Origin of the sequence: Paenalicyclobacillus cellulosilyticus (assembly GCF_014647315.1) — a bacterium.
GTDB classification, from domain to species: Bacteria; Bacillota; Bacilli; order Alicyclobacillales; family Alicyclobacillaceae; genus Alicyclobacillus_J; species Alicyclobacillus_J cellulosilyticus.
This window is the reverse complement of sequence record NZ_BMOY01000014.1, coordinates 1-20,479: the sequence shown is the minus strand read 5'-3', so window position 1 is coordinate 20,479 and position 20,479 is coordinate 1. Positions and strand designations below refer to the sequence as shown.

At 63.7% G+C, this 20,479-nt stretch carries 14 protein-coding genes and 3 CRISPR repeat arrays (1 of these 17 cut by a window edge); of the genes, 2 read left to right on the top strand and 12 right to left on the bottom strand.

Features of this window, described 5'->3' with window-relative positions; genetic code table 11:
• Positions 1-379: direct repeats of the CRISPR family, unit length 37 nt; unit sequence GTTGATCCGCGGACGAAGTCCGCGGCCCCATTGAAGC (it extends 1,787 nt beyond the left edge of the window).
• Positions 380-381: 2 nt separating this feature from the next.
• The 11 genes from IEX97_RS05880 to cas4 form a co-directional block, all read right to left on the bottom strand.
• Positions 382-1,527: a cation:proton antiporter gene (locus IEX97_RS05880; protein WP_188881716.1), complete on the bottom strand. Its 1,146-nt coding sequence runs from the start codon at positions 1,525-1,527 to the stop codon at positions 382-384.
• 233 nt (positions 1,528-1,760) lie between these two features.
• Positions 1,761-3,473, bottom strand: a complete 1,713-nt coding sequence (gene csb2 / locus IEX97_RS05875) for a type I-G CRISPR-associated protein Csb2 (protein ID WP_188881715.1) — start codon at positions 3,471-3,473, stop codon at positions 1,761-1,763.
• 67 nt (positions 3,474-3,540) lie between these two features.
• A complete protein-coding gene (cas7g, locus tag IEX97_RS05870; protein WP_188881713.1) occupies positions 3,541-4,494 on the bottom strand; it encodes a type I-G CRISPR-associated RAMP protein Csb1/Cas7g in 954 nt (317 codons plus the stop codon).
• A gap of 31 nt (positions 4,495-4,525) precedes the next feature.
• Positions 4,526-6,847: a type I-G CRISPR-associated protein Cas8g1/Csx17 gene (cas8g1, locus tag IEX97_RS05865; protein WP_188881712.1), complete on the bottom strand. Its 2,322-nt coding sequence runs from the start codon at positions 6,845-6,847 to the stop codon at positions 4,526-4,528.
• Positions 6,837-9,416 carry a type I-G CRISPR-associated helicase/endonuclease Cas3g gene (cas3g, locus tag IEX97_RS05860; protein WP_188881710.1) on the bottom strand — a complete coding sequence of 860 codons (2,580 nt, stop codon included), beginning with the start codon at positions 9,414-9,416 and terminating at the stop codon, positions 6,837-6,839. Before cas3g ends, cas8g1 begins: the two co-directional genes overlap by 11 nt.
• A 579-nt stretch (positions 9,417-9,995) precedes the next feature.
• Complete coding sequence (locus IEX97_RS05855; RefSeq protein WP_188881708.1) at positions 9,996-10,997, bottom strand: helix-turn-helix transcriptional regulator; 1,002 nt, start codon at positions 10,995-10,997, stop codon at positions 9,996-9,998.
• A gap of 120 nt (positions 10,998-11,117) precedes the next feature.
• Positions 11,118-11,339 carry a type II toxin-antitoxin system HicA family toxin gene (locus IEX97_RS13995; RefSeq protein ID WP_188881707.1) on the bottom strand — a complete coding sequence of 74 codons (222 nt, stop codon included), beginning with the start codon at positions 11,337-11,339 and terminating at the stop codon, positions 11,118-11,120.
• A complete protein-coding gene (locus tag IEX97_RS05845; protein ID WP_188881706.1) occupies positions 11,340-11,561 on the bottom strand; it encodes a type II toxin-antitoxin system HicB family antitoxin in 222 nt (73 codons plus the stop codon).
• A 61-nt stretch (positions 11,562-11,622) separates the two neighbouring features.
• Positions 11,623-11,913, bottom strand: coding sequence for a CRISPR-associated endonuclease Cas2 (gene cas2 / locus IEX97_RS05840; RefSeq protein WP_188881704.1), 291 nt, complete (start codon positions 11,911-11,913; stop codon positions 11,623-11,625).
• A 5-nt stretch (positions 11,914-11,918) separates the two neighbouring features.
• Entirely contained in the window at positions 11,919-12,956 is a 1,038-nt protein-coding gene (gene cas1c / locus IEX97_RS05835) for a type I-C CRISPR-associated endonuclease Cas1c (protein WP_188881701.1), read from the bottom strand.
• A complete protein-coding gene (cas4, locus tag IEX97_RS05830) occupies positions 12,947-13,666 on the bottom strand; it encodes a CRISPR-associated protein Cas4 (protein WP_188881699.1) in 720 nt (239 codons plus the stop codon). Before cas4 ends, cas1c begins: the two co-directional genes overlap by 10 nt.
• A 526-nt stretch (positions 13,667-14,192) precedes the next feature.
• Positions 14,193-15,181: direct repeats of the CRISPR family, unit length 37 nt; unit sequence GTTGCTCCGCGGACGTGATCCGCGGCCCCATTGAAGC.
• 315 nt (positions 15,182-15,496) lie between these two features.
• Between cas4 and map the strand changes: the two genes are divergently transcribed.
• Positions 15,497-16,243 (top strand): type I methionyl aminopeptidase, encoded by a 747-nt coding sequence (map, locus tag IEX97_RS05825; protein ID WP_188881698.1) that lies wholly within the window; start codon positions 15,497-15,499, stop codon positions 16,241-16,243.
• 82 nt (positions 16,244-16,325) lie between these two features.
• Here map and IEX97_RS05820 read toward each other — a convergent pair whose 3' ends face one another.
• Positions 16,326-17,465, bottom strand: coding sequence for a YeiH family protein (locus IEX97_RS05820; protein ID WP_229776479.1), 1,140 nt, complete (start codon positions 17,463-17,465; stop codon positions 16,326-16,328).
• 211 nt (positions 17,466-17,676) lie between these two features.
• Here IEX97_RS05820 and IEX97_RS05815 point away from each other — a divergent pair, with 211 nt between their 5' ends.
• Positions 17,677-18,609 carry a LysR family transcriptional regulator gene (locus IEX97_RS05815; RefSeq protein WP_188881697.1) on the top strand — a complete coding sequence of 311 codons (933 nt, stop codon included), beginning with the start codon at positions 17,677-17,679 and terminating at the stop codon, positions 18,607-18,609.
• Positions 18,610-18,622: 13 nt separating this feature from the next.
• Positions 18,623-20,375: a CRISPR direct-repeat array (repeat unit 36 nt; unit sequence GTGCCACTTCTTCGATCCCTTGTTCATCGTTCCGAC).
• Between the last annotated feature and the right edge of the window lie 104 nt (positions 20,376-20,479).

The window sequence follows — 20,479 nt, the reverse complement described above, 5'->3', positions numbered from 1 at the left end:
ATTGAAGCATGTTGCAAGACGCCGATCCCAACACTGTTATACACGGTTGATCCGCGGACGATGTCCGCGGCCCCATTGAAGCTCACCAGGATCGGGCGCCCGGGATAGTGCCGCTCCTTCCGTTGATCCGCGGACGATGTCCGCGGCCCCATTGAAGCTTTCTTTCCATCCTCCTTACGGGACTTCTCGGCTTCGTGTTGATCCGCGGACGAAGTCCGCGGCCCCATTGAAGCTCGATCCGACAATCGGTCCACTGCCTGTCCCCCATGGTTGATCCGCGGACGATGTCCGCGGCCCCATTGAAGCAGCCCGTGCTTGGTCGGCGCGTCGGCGCTCAGCACCGTTGATCCGCGGACGATGTCCGCGGCCCCATTGAAGTGGTCATCCCCGCGGCTCGATGGCAGCATCCACACGGCTCCGCGGTTGAAACCATGTCTGAGCCACCATGGTAGGCACCAACGCGCTCAAGATCACCACCGTCACCAGCACGGTGTACTGCGCCTGCGTGATGATATGGTGGCTCAGCCCATATAAGGATGAAATCGTGCCGAAGGTGAGTCCTGTGGCCATCAGCAGCGTGGTGTAGTTGGCTTCGCGGGCCGCATAACCCAACATGGAAGCGAGTGGGCGGACGCCCATGATTTTGGTGACCATTTTGACGCCGAAGAAGATGAGGATGAGCCATGCGTTGTGCCACACGTCCGGCAGCGACACATACAGACCCGCTTTGAGAAAGTAAAACGGCGTCAAGAGCGCAAAGGCCAAGCTGCGCAACCGCCGGGCCACCTCAGGATACCGCAACAACGTACCGGCCAAGACCAACCCCGCCAGATAGGCAGGTAATACCGCCTCGCTCCCCGCCGCGGTCGCCAGCGCGCCAAGACCAAAGAGGATGAGGAAAACGCCTTTCATCTCCACCTCCTGCGTCTTGCCGCCCAACCGCCGAAAGCCCCAGCCACAGACACGCGGCAGCAGCGGCAATACCACCACCGTGACCGCGATGAATCCCAGCATCCACGGTGAGAAGCCGGCGAACAGGATCCCCAGAGCCAGGACGGTTCCGAGATCAGTGACGAAACATGCCGCCAGGATGGCTTTGCCGATGTCCGTGCGGTTGAGACCGGTCTCGACCATCACGGCGTACACCACCGCGACCGACGTGGTGGAGAGGGCAATGCCCGCCAGCTTGGCGGACGCCAACGACCATCCGGCCACGAAGTACGCATAAGCCAAGGCTCCGAGAAACGGCAATAAAAACGACGCCACGCCGATCACGACGCTGGCTCGCCAATGTTTGCGGAACGCGTGCGGATCGATTTCCGAACCGGCCAAAAACGTGAGCAACAACGAACCGAAACTGGCCAGAAAGTTGATCCAAACATTCGGCTGGAGATGCCAGATGTTTCCCGCCGCCATGCCGATCAAGATCTCCATCAGCGCCACCGACACCCCGAGACGCAGGGAGAGCAGACTGGCCAACAAAGCCAACCCCATCCAAACCCATGCCGTCAACCAGACATTGTCCATACCGAACCCTCCTGGCCGAAGAATGGTGTCCGGCGGTGCAGGGGGTGTCAAAAATGAAAACGCCAATGACCTCCTGCCCTTGCCGGTGTGCAAAGACAGGAGTCATTGGCGGCTTGGCCGCGGTTCGAGCGGACAGACCACTCTCAGTGGACTCCACCACTGAATGCGGTGATGCTTCTGGTTCTAGTATAGCACAAACATCCCGAACGATGACGCCCGCAGCCTGGCTGGTTCTACGCGTCGCCCGCTTCCTGTTCCCGTGACGCCGGCCATGCAAGGTTGGAAACATCCAGCTCCGGGATATACAGCCCCATGCCAAAATGACAGTTGGCTCCGAATGCGAGCGGGCCTTGCACAGGTTCCGGAAACTCGATCTCGAAAAACGTCCCCCGAACTCCGGGAATGTGCTGGCGCTTCGCATAACGCACGCGCCGGAACCGCTGCGGGAACAAACGCGCACCGCGGACCTCGCGCACCGGCAATTCCTTGATGCGCGACGGCGCCGGAAAACCGCGTAACTGTAGTTCCTTCAACATTTGTTCCATGGCATCGAACCGGCCGTTGCGCTTTCGATGCCACGGGTGCAAATAGGGCGTCGCGGAGACCCAGCGGCGAGCCGGACCGAGCAGGTTCGAGGCAGCCAACCCCGCGGACCATGTCGACCACGGCCGATCCCCACCTGCTGCTCCGGCATTCGGAACGTGAAAGAACCCTTCCAAATACACGCGCCAACGCCGCGCGGGCCCCGGCCACCAATCGGGTGTGCCGAGCTCTTGCAACGACTGAATGGCACGAATGACCGTCTCCGGGAAGGAGACGCGGGCATAGAGAAGAACGTGATCGAGCCGGCCGTCCATATCCGCATCCTCCGGCAGGATGAACAAGTGCTCATGGCCGCGGACACTGACCGAACCGTCCGCTTCCCGGCCGGAGACGAGCAGCGGCGCGTTCTCTCCGCAGTGTTTCAGCAACGCCAGATGGACGACCTCCGCCACATCGAGCGCGTCGACCAGCCTCGGCATCACGCGGCTGGTCAGCGCCAAACGCGCGGCATTGATCCCGCGCAAGGCGGTGTGGCGGATGCGCGCCGCCTCCGCCTCCCGCCAAGCGTCCACCGCCAGGGCCGGCGCGTACGATGAACCGCCCGCGGCCGGCGCGCCGGGAGACGAACCGCTCGCCGGTTCCGGCCATTGTGCAGACTCCGGCAACGGTTTGCGCACGTAATGAACCCATCGCGCACCGAGCGGGAGGTTGCGTTTCTCCTCCTGCAACTGATTCGTATCGACAAGCAATGCTTCATAGATGTCGCGTGGCGCGCCATGCCCTGCGCCTTGTTTCCTGCCGCCGCGTTTGCCCGCCGGAGGGGGCGGAGGCTGGAAGTGCGCAGGCGGTTCGGGTGCGAGCAAGGGCACGTACTCCATCTCCGTTTCTGGCGGCGAGGCGCCCGAGAACAGAGCCAGATCCGTGCCCAGCGGCCCGCAGTTGATCTCGCAACAAGCCTGCGTCACCACCTCCGCCGCCACCCAGCTCTCCGCCCGGCCAAGATAACTCATGCTGGCCACCGCATCCTGCAACAACCATCGCGCTGCGTCCGGCAACTCCACCTGGGGCCAGTACACGCCCAGCACGGCGTCACGGCCGAAGCGGAGAAACCCGTCAAAGACGAGCGTCGGTTTATCCCCGGTCGGCATATAGTGGCGGGTATGCGCATGCACCGCCGGCGGCAGGGCGTACACTGGCAGCGAAGATGCCAACTGGTGCACCGTCTCCCGCAACAACGCTTCCGAATGACGGTCGGCGAGCCCGTACCGGTGCCATGCGGCAATCAAGGCCCGCAGCAAGCGCCACGGCGAGGGAGGCCATTCGACCTCCGCCTCGTTCACGTGCCGACCCCAAGGGGTCGCGTGGTACGCCCCCGCCGGGAACCGGAATTCAATGCCAATCACACCGCCCGCCTCCCTTTCCGGCATGGCCGGCTGCTTCGCGGTACTCCCACTTCCTCCATACGTTCACTCACCCACGCTTCTTGCGGAACTGCACCCGCAACGGTTCACCCAGCAGACCTTCCGCCTTCAGCTTTTGAATCATGTCCGGCAGCGCGGCGGATAACTCCGTCAACTCAGGCAGCACCCACCCTGCCGGTTGTGTCACACAAATGCCGGTGTACTTGAAGTCGCAGGCGGTGCGCAGGCGCAAACCGGTTTCCAGGAAGCGGCGGATCTTGAACAGCGCGAACGCGATGAGGAATTCCTCCGCCAACGGTCCGAGACCGTACGCGCGGATCTGAGCCAGATCCAGGTTGAAGTACGCCGTGACGCGCCGCGCCACGTATTCCTCGCGGTGGAACGGCACGTTGCCGAACCCTTCCGCTCTCGATCCGCTGGGATCCACGCGGTCAAGCTTCACGCCGCCGCTCTGGGCCACGCGGGCATCCTCCGCCTCGATGAACGCCGACAAGGCGCGCGGCAGGCGCAGACGTCCGCCCGCCAACTGCTTCTTGGCCAGAAAGACACCGTGGAGGACGGCATTGGTGTCGCAACGGAACAACAACGCGGCCAGTTTGCGGAGATTGACCGGCCCTTCGCCGAGATCCACCAACTCTTTCTGCAACATTTCCACGACCGATTGATCCGCACCCTCCAGAATGTAGGGCGAGTTCAGGCGATGCGCCTCGAGCACCGAGTTGGTGAGCGGCTGGCCTGCTTCGTCGTACACCTTGACCAAAGGCAGGCCGCGCAACGGCTCGACCCAGTCGTCCGCCGCCTCATCCCAGCAAACCGCTTCCAAGCGGTTGGCCATGCTCTGGGCGGATTCCACCAACAGCATACGGTACCTGCCATTCGGCTCATCGTACTCCGCCGGACCGAGGTCCGGGAAACCTGTGGGCTGAAACCGTGTCCCTTGCAAAGGTTCCAAATCGGCTTCCATCAACAAACGCGGGACCTGTTGCAATGCGCTGAAATCCATGTGCGAGATCCTCCTTCTCCCATGTCTGCAATCACGTCGCCGGCAACGGTGCCTGCATCTCCTCGCCGGCCTCGTCCGGCGGAGGCGCGACGGTCAGTGATTCGCGTTGGGTATCATCCGGGCGCTCGGCCACGCGGCGCACCAAGTCGGTCAAGTCGCTTTGCGACAGCGGAAAGACGGCGGCCGCCAGCACCCGCCGCGGGTCCAACCCCCGGTTGGAGACCCCGCGCATGCCGAGCGGAAACCCGCTGGCGTATAAGCGCCGCTCCGCCAGGCGCACCGCGCGATCCAGCCGTCCGGCGTCGCCGCTGGCCAGCGTCTGCACCAAGCCGGTGGGCACGGGGACACGCACCCCCTCTTCCGCGGGCAGGGTTTCTGCATGGCCCGCACGCTTCATGGCGCCTGCCAAACGGTCGTCCGGCGTCAACACCAGCTTCGTCACCGCATACGCCCACGGCACCCACGGCCGGGCCGGTGCTTCCCCTGCATGTCCTTCCCCGGGTGATGCTTCTCCGTGCCGCCCGGCAGCGCGCGGGATGGCGCGCAACCGGTAGGCGCGCAGCGTCCGCGGATACCTGCCCGAGGCTGCAAGCGGCAACAAACCCCAGATCAGTGCTTCCAGCCGCTCATCGTTCACCGTTCCGTCGAGAAAGCGCAGGACGTACGGCAGCGGGACGGACACCTGGCTGTGCAAAGGCTTGCCATCCGGGCAGGTGGAGGCCCATGCCGCGTGCTCCGCATCGAGCAAGCGGCGTTCAAGGAGACGGACCAGGTTGCGCACCAGGTCCCCATGTTGCCAAATGACGCGCGGTGACGGCGGCTCTTCCCATGAACCCGGTCGCAGCGCCGCCACCGGCGAAAAGTACGCCCGCACATGCGGCCCCTTCTCCCACACCAAACCCGCGATGCCGGCGGCCAACGTGAATTCAGGCGAACCATCGTCCGCCCGCCGCCACCAGTCCATGCTGGTGAGCACCAACGGCGGCAATTGCTGGCGCAAGCCGGGCCGCTCCGCCAACAGGCGCTCCAGACGGCCGAGTTCGCGCAGCAGCGCTTGCACGCGTGCGGCACCCCCGTGCTGACAGAGCTGGAACATCGCTTCCTCAATCCGCCGGTACGCGCTCGCCACCGCCTGTCCGGCATCCGCCGCGATGTGGTTGAATCTCGCCAGCCAACCCTGACGGTCGAGATCGTCCAACAGGTCGGCTTCTTGCCGGCGGCGTACCCAAAAACGGGTGAGCGGCACCGCCAAGTACGCCAGGCCCGACCGCTTGAGGAAGGCGTAACGCTGGAAGCTGGCGATGCCTCGATCCACCCCGAGCTTGGCGCAGGCGCGGGCGAAGTCGAGCCCGTTCTGCGCCGGCCGACCGTTCACCTGCGCCCGGCCTTCCCGAAACACCGCCGTCAATTCCGGATAGCGGGCCGGAAAGTGCCAAATCGGCAACCACATCTCCGCCCGCGCCGACGCTTCGTCCTCGAGCGCGATGCCGCCGAAGCCGGCCGCCGAAGGCTTTACCGTGAACGGATAGCTGAGCAGGGCGTCGTGGCCCCGCTCCAGGCGCTTGGTGGCCGAAGCGGAGAACATGAGCGCGCCCTCCAGCATGAGGATGTACTCCCACGGATTCACCCGCGCACCCCCGGAAAACCCGGCGGCGGCGTTCGGTCCGCCCGCCGAGCCGGGCGCAAACTGGCCGATGGACACATCCATCAGCCCGTGGATGGCTTCCCCGAACAGGGCCCCGGCCAACCAACGCCCGGCGTTGGGGTCCGGGCGGCCGCTCACCGGGTCCATCACGTCCGCCAAGCGCTGCATGAAATTGTTGGTGAATTCCAGGTTGCCGTCATTGCCGCCCGTGCCCAGCAAGGGTGGGAAACTTGCCCCGTCCGGCGTGAGTACGAGCACCGCGTCCAACCACGCCACGGCGTCGTCCGGCAGCCAGTTGCGGCACGCCGCGATGAGCGCGTCTTTGCTGTCATCCTTCGGTTTCGCCGCGAGGCCGAGGCGGGCCATCACGCCGTCGACCGCGCGGATTGTGGCGCGGTAGCGGGCAAGCCGGTCCGCTTGGGAATGCCGCAGCTTGGCCACCGCGTCGGCCGCCGTCTCCCGGTGGGCGTAAAACCCGCTGCCGCCGTTCCAGGGCGCCACGATGGGCGTGGGCTGATAATCGTGGAGCAGGAAGTGCAGGAGCCCGTCGCGATCGAGACGCGACCGGAGATGGAACACCTCGTCCTGCCACCAGCCTTGGGCTTCGGCGTCCGCCTGCTCGGCGACCAGGCGAAGCACGCCGAGCGCTTTGAGATAACCCGCGAGCGGAACCGGCATGCAGCCGGCCAGGACAATCTCATGAGGCATCGCCGTACACCTCCTTTTGCGACGCGCGCCAGTCGGCGACGCGCAGCATCGCCTCCAGCCACGCCAGCCGGAACGGGCCGTAGTCCGGGTGGGCGAGCAGCCGCTGCACGCCCATCACCCAGCTCTCCGTCTCCGCGGCGTCTTTTGGATCGGTCCCGGCGCGCATCACGCCGAGGCGCAGGGTGGCCGGCGGCAACCGGCGGCCGTCCGGCAGCGGCACCGCCGGCAACGCATCCCCGTCCCACACCCCGCGCGCGAACAGGCGGTCGTCTTCCGGCACCTGCTCGTCCGGCACCGATTGAATGTGCACGCGCACCTTGCCGTGGTGAGCGGCGATCAGGTAGGCGACGAGGCGCACCGCCAGGTCGTTGCGCTTCTCCGGCGCCACGTCCGCCAGGTACGCCAGCGCGGAGGCGAGCTCATGGCGGAAGTGCTTGGCGCTCCGTGTCCTCCCCGCGATCTCGGCCGTCACCTCGGGCCAGGCTCCTCCTGGTTGAGGGCTTTTGGCCCACAACGTCTCCGCGTCGCGCGGCAAATCCTGCGGCCAAACGGCGGCGATGCGCGCTTGATACAACCGGTGAGCCTTGCCGCGGTCGTGATGCCACGCGGCTTCGCTGAGAAGAGCGGCCAGATCCGGCACTTCCGGAAATGCCGCCGCCAGCCGCGCCGCTTCGTCCGCGACCTCCCGCAGATGCAGGCCGAGCGGCACCGGCTGTGCCAACCCGGGCGCCTTCGCGGCTTGAGACACCGGTTCTCCCTGCGCATCCCCGGCGGGCGCCATCCCGTTGCCTTGCTCAGCCCCCGACTGCGCCTGCAGCGGTGCGTTGTCGTCGTCGCGATCGTGCGTCTCGAACGTGCGTCCGGGCGTCCCGGGATCGGCAATCACGGGGACTGGAACCCGGCTGACCGGGTGGAACCCGAGGTCCGGGGTGTACCCGCCTTCGCGAGCATCGAGGAGGAGCAACTGGCCGGGGATGAGCTCATGCTCCCTCACCCTGCGCCAGTTGCCGCGCAAGGCGTCCCAGGTCCAGGCGGGCCAGGGGGCATCCTCATCGCGCCCGCGGCTCCTAAGCTGCAGATACTCGCGCAGCGCGGACAGCGACACGCGGCAGACCTCGGCGGGCGACGGGCGCAACAAGTCATGGGGCGGGTGCATCCGTCCCCCCTCGCCTTCCCACGGCCATTCGCGCCAGAACACCGTTACGTCCGCATCATCCGCATCGCGCACGTACGGCGAGACGTCGATGTCGTAGCCCGTCAAGTCCGGCGTCGTGTCGAACAGCGCGAGCAGGTCGCGGCGGCGCAGGACGTGGCGGTACTGCACAGGATGGTCCGCGGCAGGCAGGGCGCGGATGCGCACGTCCGCCAGCCCTTGCAGGCGGGCCCTGGCGGCGTCCAGTTCCTCCGGCAGATACGGCGCGGCGGCCTTCGCGGCCTTGGCCCCCGTCTCGATGTCCACCCAGTGGACGCTGGGCTCTTTGGCCTTGCCGTCCCGGTTGCAGCGGCCGAAGCGCTGGACGAGCGACGTCCACGGCGCAAGCTCAGTGACCAGCGTCTCGGCCGACAAGTCCACGCCCGCTTCCACCGCCTGCGTGGCCACGAGGATGGTGTCCGTCCCGGCCAGCCCCGGCAGCGCTTGGTTCAACCGCACACGCTCGGCGAGGCGGAACCGGCTGTGGATGAGCAAGACGCGATCCGCCGCCTGCGCCTTGTCCAGCGCCTGGTAGACGAGCTGCGCCCGCGCGACGCGGTTGACGATGACGAGCGTCAGCGTCCCGGGCCGGTGGACGCGGCGGACGTACTGGGCGAGCTCCTCGGCGTACGCGGCCGGCTTGTCCGCCGCCTTCTCCGTCAAGCGCAACCCGCTGGCGAGGAGCGGCTTGGGTGCGTCGAGGCGTGTCTGCAGCTGGACGCGATCGGCCTCGTCCAGCTCCAGCACCCGCGCGTCCTCCAGGTACGGTGCGTAATCCACCGTCGCCAGCCATTCCGGCTGCACGGTGGCCGAGAGCCAGATGGTCCGCACCGGGCGCCAGGTGCCGAGTTGCTGGCGGAACGCCTGCAACTGGGCGGTGGTGGCGAGCGCGTCGCCGAACAACTGCGGCTCGTCGATGGCCCAGAGACAGTCGTCGTGGAGCAGCGCGAAGTGCATCGGCCAGCGGTAGCGGCTCATGCCGTAGCCGCGGTTGAGCGCGCGCGAGAGCAGTTGGTCCTGCGTGCCGACGAGGATCTGCCGCCGCTCCGGAAGCACGTCCCAGTCGCGGGCGAGATCACCCCCCATCAGCACGTGGACCGGAATGGTTGCGGCGAGGCCGAGGGCGTGCAGCCACTGTTCGGCAGCGGCGCGGGTCTGTTCGACCAGCGTGCGCTGAGGCAGGCAGTAGATGAGCCGGCGCGGCGTCTGCCGGCGGACGTCTTCCGGCGCAAAGCACGCGCGCCACAGCCAGGCGAGCACCACCGCCGCCGTCTTGCCGGCGCCCGTCGGCACGCGGACGATGGCGGGCCAGTCAGGTTCAAGCGCCAAGCGGCGCTGGTAGCCGTACGGCGCGCAGCCGGTGGCTTGCTGGAACATGGCGTCGAATTCCGTAAGGGATCACCGTCCTTTCGAACAGGGCGAGGGTTCAAGTTCAAGTGTAACGAGAGGGGTGACATGTGGTGTCAGTGTTGTGTGTAACTATTAATTACCAAACGAATAATGGTTGAAAATGATACAGAGATGAATTAAACTTAGTGGTGAAAAGGAGAATGACAGGGGTGAAGAGAGGCACCCCTGTGTAGATCATTGTCTCAAACGCTCAATTGGAAATATGAAGAAATATGAATATGTAGATTGGCCAGGAGTAGAACAATTACAACTACAAATTCTGATTTGGTAAAGTTGATTTTCATTGGCGTTGCCCTCCTTTCAATTGCCGATTTTAGCGCACCAGGGGTAGGGTTGTCAATACTGTCCCCTCCCCCTACCTCCCCCACGAGGGATTAAGAATAAGAGATGAGATTTGCGTATACTATGTGTTGGAAACCGAAGAGCCATGTACAGGCCCCTTTGAAGATTATTCTTAATACGTGTTGGGGTAGCAGGTTCAGACTTATTCCACGGCAAACGCCGTGGCCCCGTTATTTTCCTGTTCATGGCTCTTTTTTTGATTTTTTATTTGAGTGAATGACCTCCATAAACCCTCCCCATCTCCCGCACCTGCGCGGCGATGGCCTCGCGCAGCGCGGGCGGCTGCAACACTTCCACACCAGCGCCGAATTGGAGAATCCAGCGCGTGAATTCCGGGTTGATGCGCGCACGCACCGCAAGGTGCCAACGGCCGTCCGGGCCGGACCACGTGCCGAGTACCGGTTTGCCGGCGAGTTCTTCCTCCACGTACCGCCGCAACTCGGGTGCAACCGCGAGTTCCGCCTCCACCTCGGGGCCGGAGGTGTCGATGTTCCACGCGGTCGCCAGGGCGCGGGCAAGATCGAAGTCGTCTTCCTTGACATAGTGATGGGATGTCATCTGGATGGCGAGGATGCGGCTGACCTTGAAGATGCGGTACGCCTCGCGCAGGTGGCAGAAGCCGAACAGGTAGAGGCTGTGTTGGCGCGGGACAAGGTAGTAGGGGTCGCAGAGGCGTTCCCGGCGCTCGTCGTCGTGAAAGCTGTGGTACTCCATGCGGACGGTGCGCGCTTCGGTCATCGCCTGCAAGAGCACGGCGAGCACTTCCGCTTCGTGCGGTGCGCGGCCTTCCGGGTGCTCCGGCAGGATGAGGCCTGCCAGGCGGTTCCAGCCGGCGGCATCCAGGTTGAGGCCGGCTTTCCCGGCGAGCTTCTGCAGCGCCGACTCGTACGGATGAAGCAGCGCCTGTCGGACGGTCGGTATCGCGTCGAGCCAGACGTGGACCAACAGCAGGGCCAATTGCTCTTCCGGGGTGAGACGCACCGGGAGCCAGCGGGTGTTCAACATGATGAAATAGCCGCCGCCCGGTTCGGATTCCACGCGGAAACCTGCGCGTTCGATCACGCTGAGATCGCGGTGGATGGTGCGTACGGACACGCCGAAGTGCTCCGCCAAGCGCTTGGCGGTCCAGACCCGCGGCTGCTGCACAATGGACAAGAGCACTTGCAGCACGCGCTCGTTCCCGGCCAGTTCATGCGCGACGCGCATCCCGTCATCCTCCATTTCCAGATATGGAGGATTTCGAGAAAAGATCTGGATCTTCCTGCTTCATCTACGTATGAATCTGCAGGAGGCCACATATGTGAAATACAGATTTTTTCAAAAAATCTAAAGTAGCCTCATAAACTCTTCAGCCGTAAGCCCGGCTTGGTGAATGATGGAATGCAAAGTTCCCCGCTTTACGGGGTTATGTTTGGGGACCACCACCGGACGCTTTGTGACTGTATGCTCCAGGATCATGTGCGACCCACTTTGACGTTTCATTTCAAATCCCGCGCGTTGAAGCGCATGGACGATGTCCTTGGCAGCTAAAACGGGAAGCCTGGGCACCTAATCCACCTCAACCGTTGCCACAATCGACTGAGGATCGAGCGGCGGGACTTCACCCTTATCATTCAGATACTGCAAGTAGAGAGCAATTGCGTCCTTCGCATTCGCCAAGGCTTCTTCGACGGTATCCCCCTCCGTGACGCACCCAGGAAGGCTTGGTACCGTGACCACATACCCGCCGTCCTGCAGGTCGGGCGTCAAGACGACGGCAAAACGCCGCATCACAGGCTCCCCCTTCTTCGTCCGTTTTTCCATTCCGGGTCGCTGGTTTCATTTTATCATTTCACACAATCCACGGGGCGTCGAAGTCGATCCCGACCTCCCGCCCGAGGCTGACGAGCGTTTTGCGGCTGAAATCCTGCACGCGGTAGATGCGCACGCTGTCCTCGTCCGGCCGGATGGTGTCGCGCAATTGGGCCACAAGCTGGATGTACTGGGTGTCGTCCAGTTTGCACTCAAACACCGACTTCTGCACCCGCTGCCCGTGGTTGACGCAGATCTGCGCGATGCGCCGCAGGCGTTTCTGGCCGGGCTTGGTGTCGGTGCAGATGTCGTAGGTCACCACGTAGTACATCAGCCTCACCCCCGGTACAAAAACGGCATGTACGGGACGGCATCGCCCCGGATGGCGCGCGCCATGAGGCGGGCTTGCAGCGGCAGGACCAGGCCGAGGGCCAGGCGGGTGCGCAGCGTCGGGTGCTCCACCTCCGTCTGCTTGCGCCGCTGGTACTCGGCGAGGATGGTGCGCCGGGCGGCGTCGGTGAGTGACACGGCGCCGCCGGGAAGTGTCTCGAAATCGTCCGGCGTCAGCTGCCGCCGGTTGAACAGCGTGAGCGCCACGCGATCCGCCAGCACCGGACGCATCTCTTCCATTAAATCGAGCGCGAGCGCCGGCCGGCCCGGGCGGAGGGTGTGCAGGAAGCCGATCTGCGGATCGAGCCCGACGCTCTCTGCGGCGGCGGCGGCATCGTGCGTGAGCACGGCATAGAGAAACGAGAGCACCCCGTTGACTGGATCGCGCGGGGGACGGCGGGAACGGTGTGCAAAGGCAAAATCCTGCTGCACCTGCGGGGCGAGCATGTGTTGGAAAACGGCGAAGTAACGGCGGGCGTTGACCCCCTCCAGGCCGCGCAGGGTGTCGAGATTGTCCATGTGGCAGATGCGGCGCAGGTCGCGGGCCATCTCCTCGGCCACCTCGCGCAGGGCGTTCGCGGCACTGGGTGTGCTGGCGTCGCGCGCGGCGCGCAGGAGCACCTGGCGCTGATTGTAGAGCTTGCCCGCGACCAACGCCCGCGCGATGGACAGCTGGCGCGCGGGATCGTGGAACGCCTGAAACTGGGCGGTGCGCAAAAGGACGTTGCCGGACTTCGGTCCCTCCAGACGGTATACGAACCGCCCGGCCCCGTCCATTTTCACGACGCTGCGGCCGTCCCTCGCGCAGCGTTCGAGCAGCGGACTGGTGAACGAGACGCGGCCGAACGCGACGATGGCGTGCACCAGGTGGAGCGGCACACGGGTCTGGACCTGCTTGTCCAGGGTGACAAGGACGTTGTCGTGATCGAGCCGGACGACGGCGCCGTCCGTCTGCACGTATAAGGTATGGGCGGTCAGGGGCATGGGGATTCCTCCTTGGTTTTGTGCGCCGAAGCCGCCGAAACGGACGCGGCCTGTGTTCGCGCGTCCGCGCGCCGAAGTGCAGGGGCAGCGGTTTCCGCGGCGAGATCGTCTTCCAGCAGGCGATACCAGTCGAATGGACGCCTGCGGCCGGTCAAGACGGGCAGGCACGCGTCCTGCAGCGAGCAGTGGTTGCAGCGGGCGTCGCGGACGGCTGGCGGCAGCGTCTGCGATTGCAGCATCGCGCGCACCTCGCGGAGGATACGCTGGGTTTGCTCCCGCAGCGCCGTGGTCAGTGCCACGCGCGTGCGGCGGCGGGAGCTGACGTGATAGATGGCGCCCTCCGGGATGTCGACGCCGAACATCTCCTCCAGGCACAGCACCTGCGCGCAGAGTTGGACCTGGTGGCAGAGGCGGCGCGATGTGGTACCGCGCTTGAATTCGACGGGATATGGGCGGCCGTCGCGCAGTTCGACCACGTCGCACCTGCCGATGAGCCCGTACCGGTCCGACCACACCGTCAGCCCGGTGAGGATTTGGTGGCCGCGGGCCGAAAGGACGTGCTCCGCATCGACGCGCGCATGGGCCATGCGGCCGCCGAGGGTAAACCGGTTCTCGTCAAACGTCTGCTCCACGTGAATAAGCGCGCACTGGCGCGGACAGTAGGCGTAGTGCTCCAGCGCGGAAATCGGGATGAGCGCATCATCGTCCATGGGTTGGTCGCTCCTTTGCCACAGCCGGTTTCGTGATCTAGCATGTCCGGATGGTAGGGTTGATATTCATCGTGGATATTTCGATGGGGCATAGAGGAGCGGCGGGGTTGAGAGCCTGAGCATGAGATACCCGTGGGGGCGGACAACGACACGGTGGGCCACATGGTTATCCAGCGGGATCGGAATGAATCGGAATGGGGAGGAAGCGATGGCTGGGTCGGTTGACCGCTTGGCCAGGTGGTTGAAGTCTGTCAGCATGGGGCCGAAGGAAGGAGAACGAGCCGGGATAATCCCAGGTTGGGCCCTGAAGCAGTATCCGACAGCCGTCGCGCGAACTGCGCGAACCCGGAGTGATGGCCGAACCCCGGGGGTTTCGCGCAATCCAGGTAACCCGCGAGATATCTGGATTTTTTGCCAAGAAGGGGGTACAATGAAGGCGTCTGAAGCGGCAGCGGTGCATCTCATGCGGAGGAGTTCGCGGAATTTGGCCGGGATTCCGCGTCAGGACAGGGCTGGATAGAGAGGCGTTGCTCCGCGGACGTGATCCGCGGCCCCATTGAAGCCGCCGTGGGGCGCTGTGATAACCATGCTGTTCGGAGTTGCTCCGCGGACGTGATCCGCGGCCCCATTGAAGCCCGACCGCGTTTGCCATCGACAACGCCGTCGGCGTGCGTTGCTCCGCGGACGTGATCCGCGGCCCCATTGAAGCTCCCATACTTCTTGCCGATGTCGAGATAGGACTGCGTTGCTCCGCGGACGTGATCCGCGGCCCCATTGAAGCACATCATGCGCGGTCCAGCCCGTGTGCTCCGCGATCGTTGCTCCGCGGACGTGATCCGCGGCCCCATTGAAGCTTCTTGGCGCGAGCTGCAATCCGCTCCGCCTTGTCGTTGCTCCGCGGACGTGATCCGCGGCCCCATTGAAGCCTTGCAGCGTCAGAATGAGACGATTGAGCCACGATGTGTTGCTCCGCGGACGTGATCCGCGGCCCCATTGAAGCCTGAAAGCCTCTCTCACGACTCCCGAAAATTCGCAGAGTTGCTCCGCGGACGTGATCCGCGGCCCCATTGAAGCTGGAGCAAACCGCATGGGATGAGGAACATCCTGTGCGTTGCTCCGCGGACGTGATCCGCGGCCCCATTGAAGCCTTACACACCGGCGTGCAGCGGCTGCACAGAGAACGTTGCTCCGCGGACGTGATCCGCGGCCCCATTGAAGCCAGTATCCGCCGCACGTCCTGCGCCGTCTCCGGCGGCTGTTGCTCCGCGGACGTGATCCGCGGCCCCATTGAAGCCCGAGGCCACCGCGCTCACCTGGAACCCGAGCCGCGTTGCTCCGCGGACGTGATCCGCGGCCCCATTGAAGCATATCGGCCAGATAGTGGTAAAGGTGTTTGGATTAGTGCGTTGCTCCGCGGACGTGATCCGCGGCCCCATTGAAGCACTGACTTTCAACGCGACCGGCGCAACCGCCTCAAAGTTGCTCCGCGGACGTGGTCCGCGGCCCCATTGAAGGATGCGTGTGTGTCTCATGTTCTGCATCGTACGTCGCGAGCAGGATGCCAAACACTCGTTGTGCTGCCAACGCTTCTTCCTCCTGAACGATCCGACCGGCACCCCTGGACCCGCCGTGGCCGGTGCCGTGCTTGAAGCCATAACCATTCCATGCGGAGGACGCACAGCATGGTACGGACAGGAGGCCCGAACCGTCGCCAAAACCCTGCTTCCCCGTCACTCACCCCGTCACCATGCGCGGCTTCCTACCCTCCCCTGTCCCTTCTGTGGTACCCTGAGGAGAGCGACACACGGCGACAGCAGGGGAGGAAGCAGCGTGATCACCATCAAGAGCCGTTACGAAATCAGCCTCATGCGCGAAGCCGGAAAGGTGGTCGCCGCGTGCCATGAAGCGCTCGCCAAGCTCATCCGTCCCGGCATCACCACGCTCGACATCGATCGCTTTGTCGAGTCGTTCATTCTGCGCCACAAGATGGAACCGGCGCAAAAGGGATACAAAGGATACCCGTTTGCCAGCTGCACATCGGTCAACGACGTGGTCTGCCACGGGTTTCCAAGCGACTACCGCCTCAAGGAAGGCGACATCATCACGGTGGACATGGTGGCGGTGTACAAGGGGTTGCATGCGGATTCGGCGTGGAGCTACGCGGTGGGGCAGGTTTCGGACGAGGCGCGCCGCCTGCTCGAGGTGACGCACACGGCGCTGTTCAAAGGCATCGAGCAGGCGGTCATCGGCAACCACATCTCCGACATCGGCCACGCCATCCAAACGTATGTGGAGTCGCAGGGGTTCTCCGTCGTGCGCGACTTCATCGGCCACGGCATCGGCCGCAAGATGCATGAAAGCCCGGAGGTGCTCCACTACGGGCCGCCGCACCGCGGCCCGCGCATCCGCAAGGGCATGACGTTCACGATAGAGCCCATGGTGAACGCCGGTGGGTACGAGGTGAAGATCGATCCCGACGGGTGGACGGCGCGCACAGCCGACGGCAGCCTCAGCACGCAATACGAGCATACCATCGCGATCACGGAGAACGGCCCGGAGATTCTCACGGTGCTGTGACATCTCCAAGGCCCCTCTCGCTGAATGGGCAAGCAACCGCCCCGGAAACGCAGCCCCTTGGGGGCGGATGCTCGTTTTGCGTCTAAATCCACCGCACGCTGACAAGCGACGCCAACGACACCGCCAAGCTCGCTGCCAGCATGGCCAAGAGCGGCCGCAGCGCCTTTTGGCCGATGGCCCGCAGGTGCACGTTCATGCCCAACCCGACCATGGCGGCGGTGAGCAGGTCGCTGCTCGCTTGCTCCACCGCCTGCACTGCGGGTGCCCCAAGCCATCCGAGCGACCCAAGGACACTCATGGCGACGAATCCGACGAGGAACCAAGGAAACGACACCCGCGCCGAACTGAGGGCGGCCCCACGTGCCCCCTTGGGGTCAGACCTGCTCGTTTCCTCCGTTTCGGGCACAGGCCCATCTTTCGCTTCGGGTGCGGCGCTGCGCTTCGCTTCCTGCCGCCGGCGCCACCACAGCCACGCGAACGACAACGGCACCAACAGCAACACCCGCCCCAGTTTGGCCAAAAGCGCAACGGCCATCGCCTGCGATCCCGCCGGCGCCGCGGCGGCGGCGACGTGGGCAATCTCATGCAGGCTCAACCCGGACCACGCGCCGTAGGCGACGGCACTCAGATCCAGCCACGGCCGCACGAGGGTGTACGCCATCGAAAAGACGGTGCCGATGAGCGCCACCATCCCGACCGCAATGGCGGTGTCTTCCGCCGCCGCCCCGAGGATGGGCGAAATGGCGGCCACGGCGGCGGCGCCGCAGACGCCGGTGCCCACGCCGAGCAACCATGTCAGCGATCGGTCCGCCCCCAACCACCGGCCGACCAAGGCGCTGATGGAAAGCGCGATCGCGATGGTGACCGCGCCCTTTGCGACGAGCGGCAGACCTTGGTGCAACACGGTGGGCAAGTTCAGCCGCAAGCCGTACAGCACGATGGCCAGGCGCAGTCCGCGCTGGCTGACGAGCTGGATCCCCGGGCGCAACCGTTCTGGGTAACCCACCACCTGGCGCGCGGCGATGGCGAGCAGGATGGCGCACACCATGCCCCCCATCCGCGCGAATCCAGGCAGGTGCGCCAAAGCGATGCCTGCCGCCGCAAAGGCGAACGTCCACGCCATCCCGCCAGCCATCCCGAGCGCCGCCGCACCCGGCACGCGCACCGGCGCGTGGGTAGGTTTTTCCGTCGCGTGCCATGATGGTCGCGTATGCCCTTCCATCCACCCGGCCTCCCCTTCCGATCGTTTCGACTGTAGGATACGCCGGGGCATTTTATAAGTGAAATGAATCATTTTTATTGGCATAATAAGAATCACAAATGACACGACGGGTTGCGTACGGCGAAACCTCGCCTTGGCGCTGGCCAAGTGACGGCGAATACGACGCTCAGGCGGCGAGTTGTTGACGCCGCCCACGTGGAGGGGATGGCGCATGGACACGCGTTTGCTCGTCTTCGTGACGGTGGCGGATAAAGGAGGATTCTCGCGGACGGCGGAGGAGCTGCACCTCACCCAGCCGGCCGTCAGCCAGCACATCCAGGGTCTGGAGGCCGAGCTCGGCGCGAAGCTCATCGACAGGACCAACAAGTACGTCCGGCTGACGAAGGCGGGCGAGATCGTGTATCACCACGCAAAGCAGATCCTGAAACATTACGGCCAGATGACGCGGCTCCTGGAAGACCTAACGCAGACCGTGAAAGGGCCGCTGTGCATCGGAGCGAGCTTCACCATCGGCGAGTACGTGCTGCCGCACGTCATCTCCGGGTTCCGCCGCGCGTACCCCGAGGTGGCGCCGACGATTCTCATCGAGAACACGCAACACGTCGCGGAGCAGATCGCAGAGCACCAGCTGGACGTCGGGGTCGTGGAAGGCGGGGTCGATCCGAAGCTCCGCCTGGAGGTGCGGCCGTTCCTTGCCGACACGCTGGTGGTCATCGTCGGCCGCCAGCACCGCTGGGCGAACCGTACGGAGGTGGAGCCGGAAGAGTTGGCGGACGAGACCTGGATTGTCCGCGAGCGCGGGTCCGGGACGCGGGACGTGGCGGATCGGCTGTTTCAGCAGGCCGGGTTTGTGCCACGCACGCTGATGGAGTTCGGCAGCACGCAGGTGATCAAGGAGTCGGTCGAGGCGGGGCTCGGCGTCGCCGTGGTCTCCGAATGGGCCATCCGCAAGGAGCGGGCCCTCGACACCCTGCGCGCCTTGCGCGTGCGGGGCGTGCCGCTGCAGCGCGAGTTCTCATGGCTCATGCACCCGTCGCAGTTCCGCACGCGCGCCATGGACGCGTTTGTCGCGTATCTGGCGCGCTGGGCGGCGGAAGGGCACGCCGCCCGGCTGTTGGGGCGGGATGGAGTGGCCCGGGGGTGAGGGGGTATGTCTGGTGCCACTTCTTCGATCCCTTGTTCATCGTTCCGACTGTCGCTCATGTGGAAATTCCTCCTCTGGAAATATCGTGCCACTTCTTCGATCCCTTGTTCATCGTTCCGACTGTCCAGCCAGTTCAAACTGCCGTTTGAGTACAATGAGTGCCACTTCTTCGATCCCTTGTTCATCGTTCCGACGCGTGAGCCGCGCAAGTCGCACGCAGTCATCATTGTGCCACTTCTTCGATCCCTTGTTCATCGTTCCGACTTCGTGGCACGGCCCTGTCGTTTGGGCTCCAACGAAGGTGCCACTTCTTCGATCCCTTGTTCATCGTTCCGACGTTCCTTTGGAGTGGTGATTATGCTGAGCCGAGAAGTGCCACTTCTTCGATCCCTTGTTCATCGTTCCGACTTCCCGTCTTTGCATCCACAAGTTCACCAGCTACGGTGCCACTTCTTCGATCCCTTGTTCATCGTTCCGACTCATTGGCGTCGCGTGTCCAGAACACATGGTTCAAGTGCCACTTCTTCGATCCCTTGTTCATCGTTCCGACCTTCTGGAAGCGCGGAGATGTGACGGTTCAATTGGCCGTGCCACTTCTTCGATCCCTTGTTCATCGTTCCGACTCGATAGTGGGCGCCTGTTCTTCAATCGAACTAGAGTGCCACTTCTTCGATCCCTTGTTCATCGTTCCGACAAGCTGTTTGAAAGAGATCCAGACGAACTTTTTTGGTGCCACTTCTTCGATCCCTTGTTCATCGTTCCGACCGTCGCGGTTGGCGCGAAAGGTGGATATATATCCCGTGCCACTTCTTCGATCCCTTGTTCATCGTTCCGACTTGACAGCCTTGACAACAGTAACAAAAAGTCAGAGTGCCACTTCTTCGATCCCTTGTTCATCGTTCCGACAGATCGTTGTCCGCGCCATGCCAATGCGTTCGAGAGTGCCACTTCTTCGATCCCTTGTTCATCGTTCCGACCATGGTCGCCGTCCAACACATGCCGCACGCCATGCGCGTGCCACTTCTTCGATCCCTTGTTCATCGTTCCGACTCAGCCATATGCGCTCACCTCTATCTGTTTCCCAAGGTGCCACTTCTTCGATCCCTTGTTCATCGTTCCGACCTACATCGAATCTAGATTTTTGTATCTGTTCGGGAACGTGCCACTTCTTCGATCCCTTGTTCATCGTTCCGACTTGAGTCTACCCACAGACACGACTACGTGCAGTGCGTGCCACTTCTTCGATCCCTTGTTCATCGTTCCGACGAGAAACTAGAGGGTGCGACTGGTGTGAAATGGGAGTGCCACTTCTTCGATCCCTTGTTCATCGTTCCGACGCTTGAGCAATTGATTCACACGGTTTGGGTCTTGTTGTGCCACTTCTTCGATCCCTTGTTCATCGTTCCGACTCGTCAACCAATGCCGATGTCAACCCCACACTTCCGTGCCACTTCTTCGATCCCTTGTTCATCGTTCCGACCAAAGTACCGTTCGGACGGGTGACGTACCTCAAAGTGCCACTTCTTCGATCCCTTGTTCATCGTTCCGACGCAATAATAGGATTGTATCCATGCGACGTGAATGGGTGCCACTTCTTCGATCCCTTGTTCATCGTTCCGACCACCGTCCTCTTTCTTCGTCCTCCTCCTTGAACTCCGTGCCACTTCTTCGATCCCTTGTTCATCGTTCCGACTAACCGCACGATTTGGAACTGCACCAGACGACCATGAGTGCCACTTCTTCGATCCCTTGTTCATCGTTCCGACGCATTTCCATCCACTGAGATTGCCAAGGAACTTCGTAAGCGTCAAATCCCGCCCACCTTGCATTCCCTCCACGGCTCCCCCAAACTCATGCATGACGAACAACC

Coding starts and splice junctions, on each gene's coding strand:
- IEX97_RS05880 (WP_188881716.1), bottom strand. CDS start 1,527: ATGGACAATGTCTGGTTGACGGCATGGGTTTGGATGGGGTTGGCTTTG.
- cas7g (WP_188881713.1), bottom strand. CDS start 4,494: ATGGATTTCAGCGCATTGCAACAGGTCCCGCGTTTGTTGATGGAAGCC.
- cas3g (WP_188881710.1), bottom strand. CDS start 9,416: ATGTTCCAGCAAGCCACCGGCTGCGCGCCGTACGGCTACCAGCGCCGC.
- IEX97_RS05855 (WP_188881708.1), bottom strand. CDS start 10,997: ATGCGCGTCGCGCATGAACTGGCCGGGAACGAGCGCGTGCTGCAAGTG.
- cas1c (WP_188881701.1), bottom strand. CDS start 12,956: ATGCCCCTGACCGCCCATACCTTATACGTGCAGACGGACGGCGCCGTC.
- cas2 (WP_188881704.1), bottom strand. CDS start 11,913: ATGTACTACGTGGTGACCTACGACATCTGCACCGACACCAAGCCCGGC.
- IEX97_RS05820 (WP_229776479.1), bottom strand. CDS start 17,465: ATGGAAGGGCATACGCGACCATCATGGCACGCGACGGAAAAACCTACC.
- cas8g1 (WP_188881712.1), bottom strand. CDS start 6,847: ATGCCTCATGAGATTGTCCTGGCCGGCTGCATGCCGGTTCCGCTCGCG.
- cas4 (WP_188881699.1), bottom strand. CDS start 13,666: ATGGACGATGATGCGCTCATCCCGATTTCCGCGCTGGAGCACTACGCC.
- IEX97_RS05815 (WP_188881697.1), top strand. CDS start 17,677: ATGGACACGCGTTTGCTCGTCTTCGTGACGGTGGCGGATAAAGGAGGA.
- IEX97_RS05845 (WP_188881706.1), bottom strand. CDS start 11,561: ATGCGGCGTTTTGCCGTCGTCTTGACGCCCGACCTGCAGGACGGCGGG.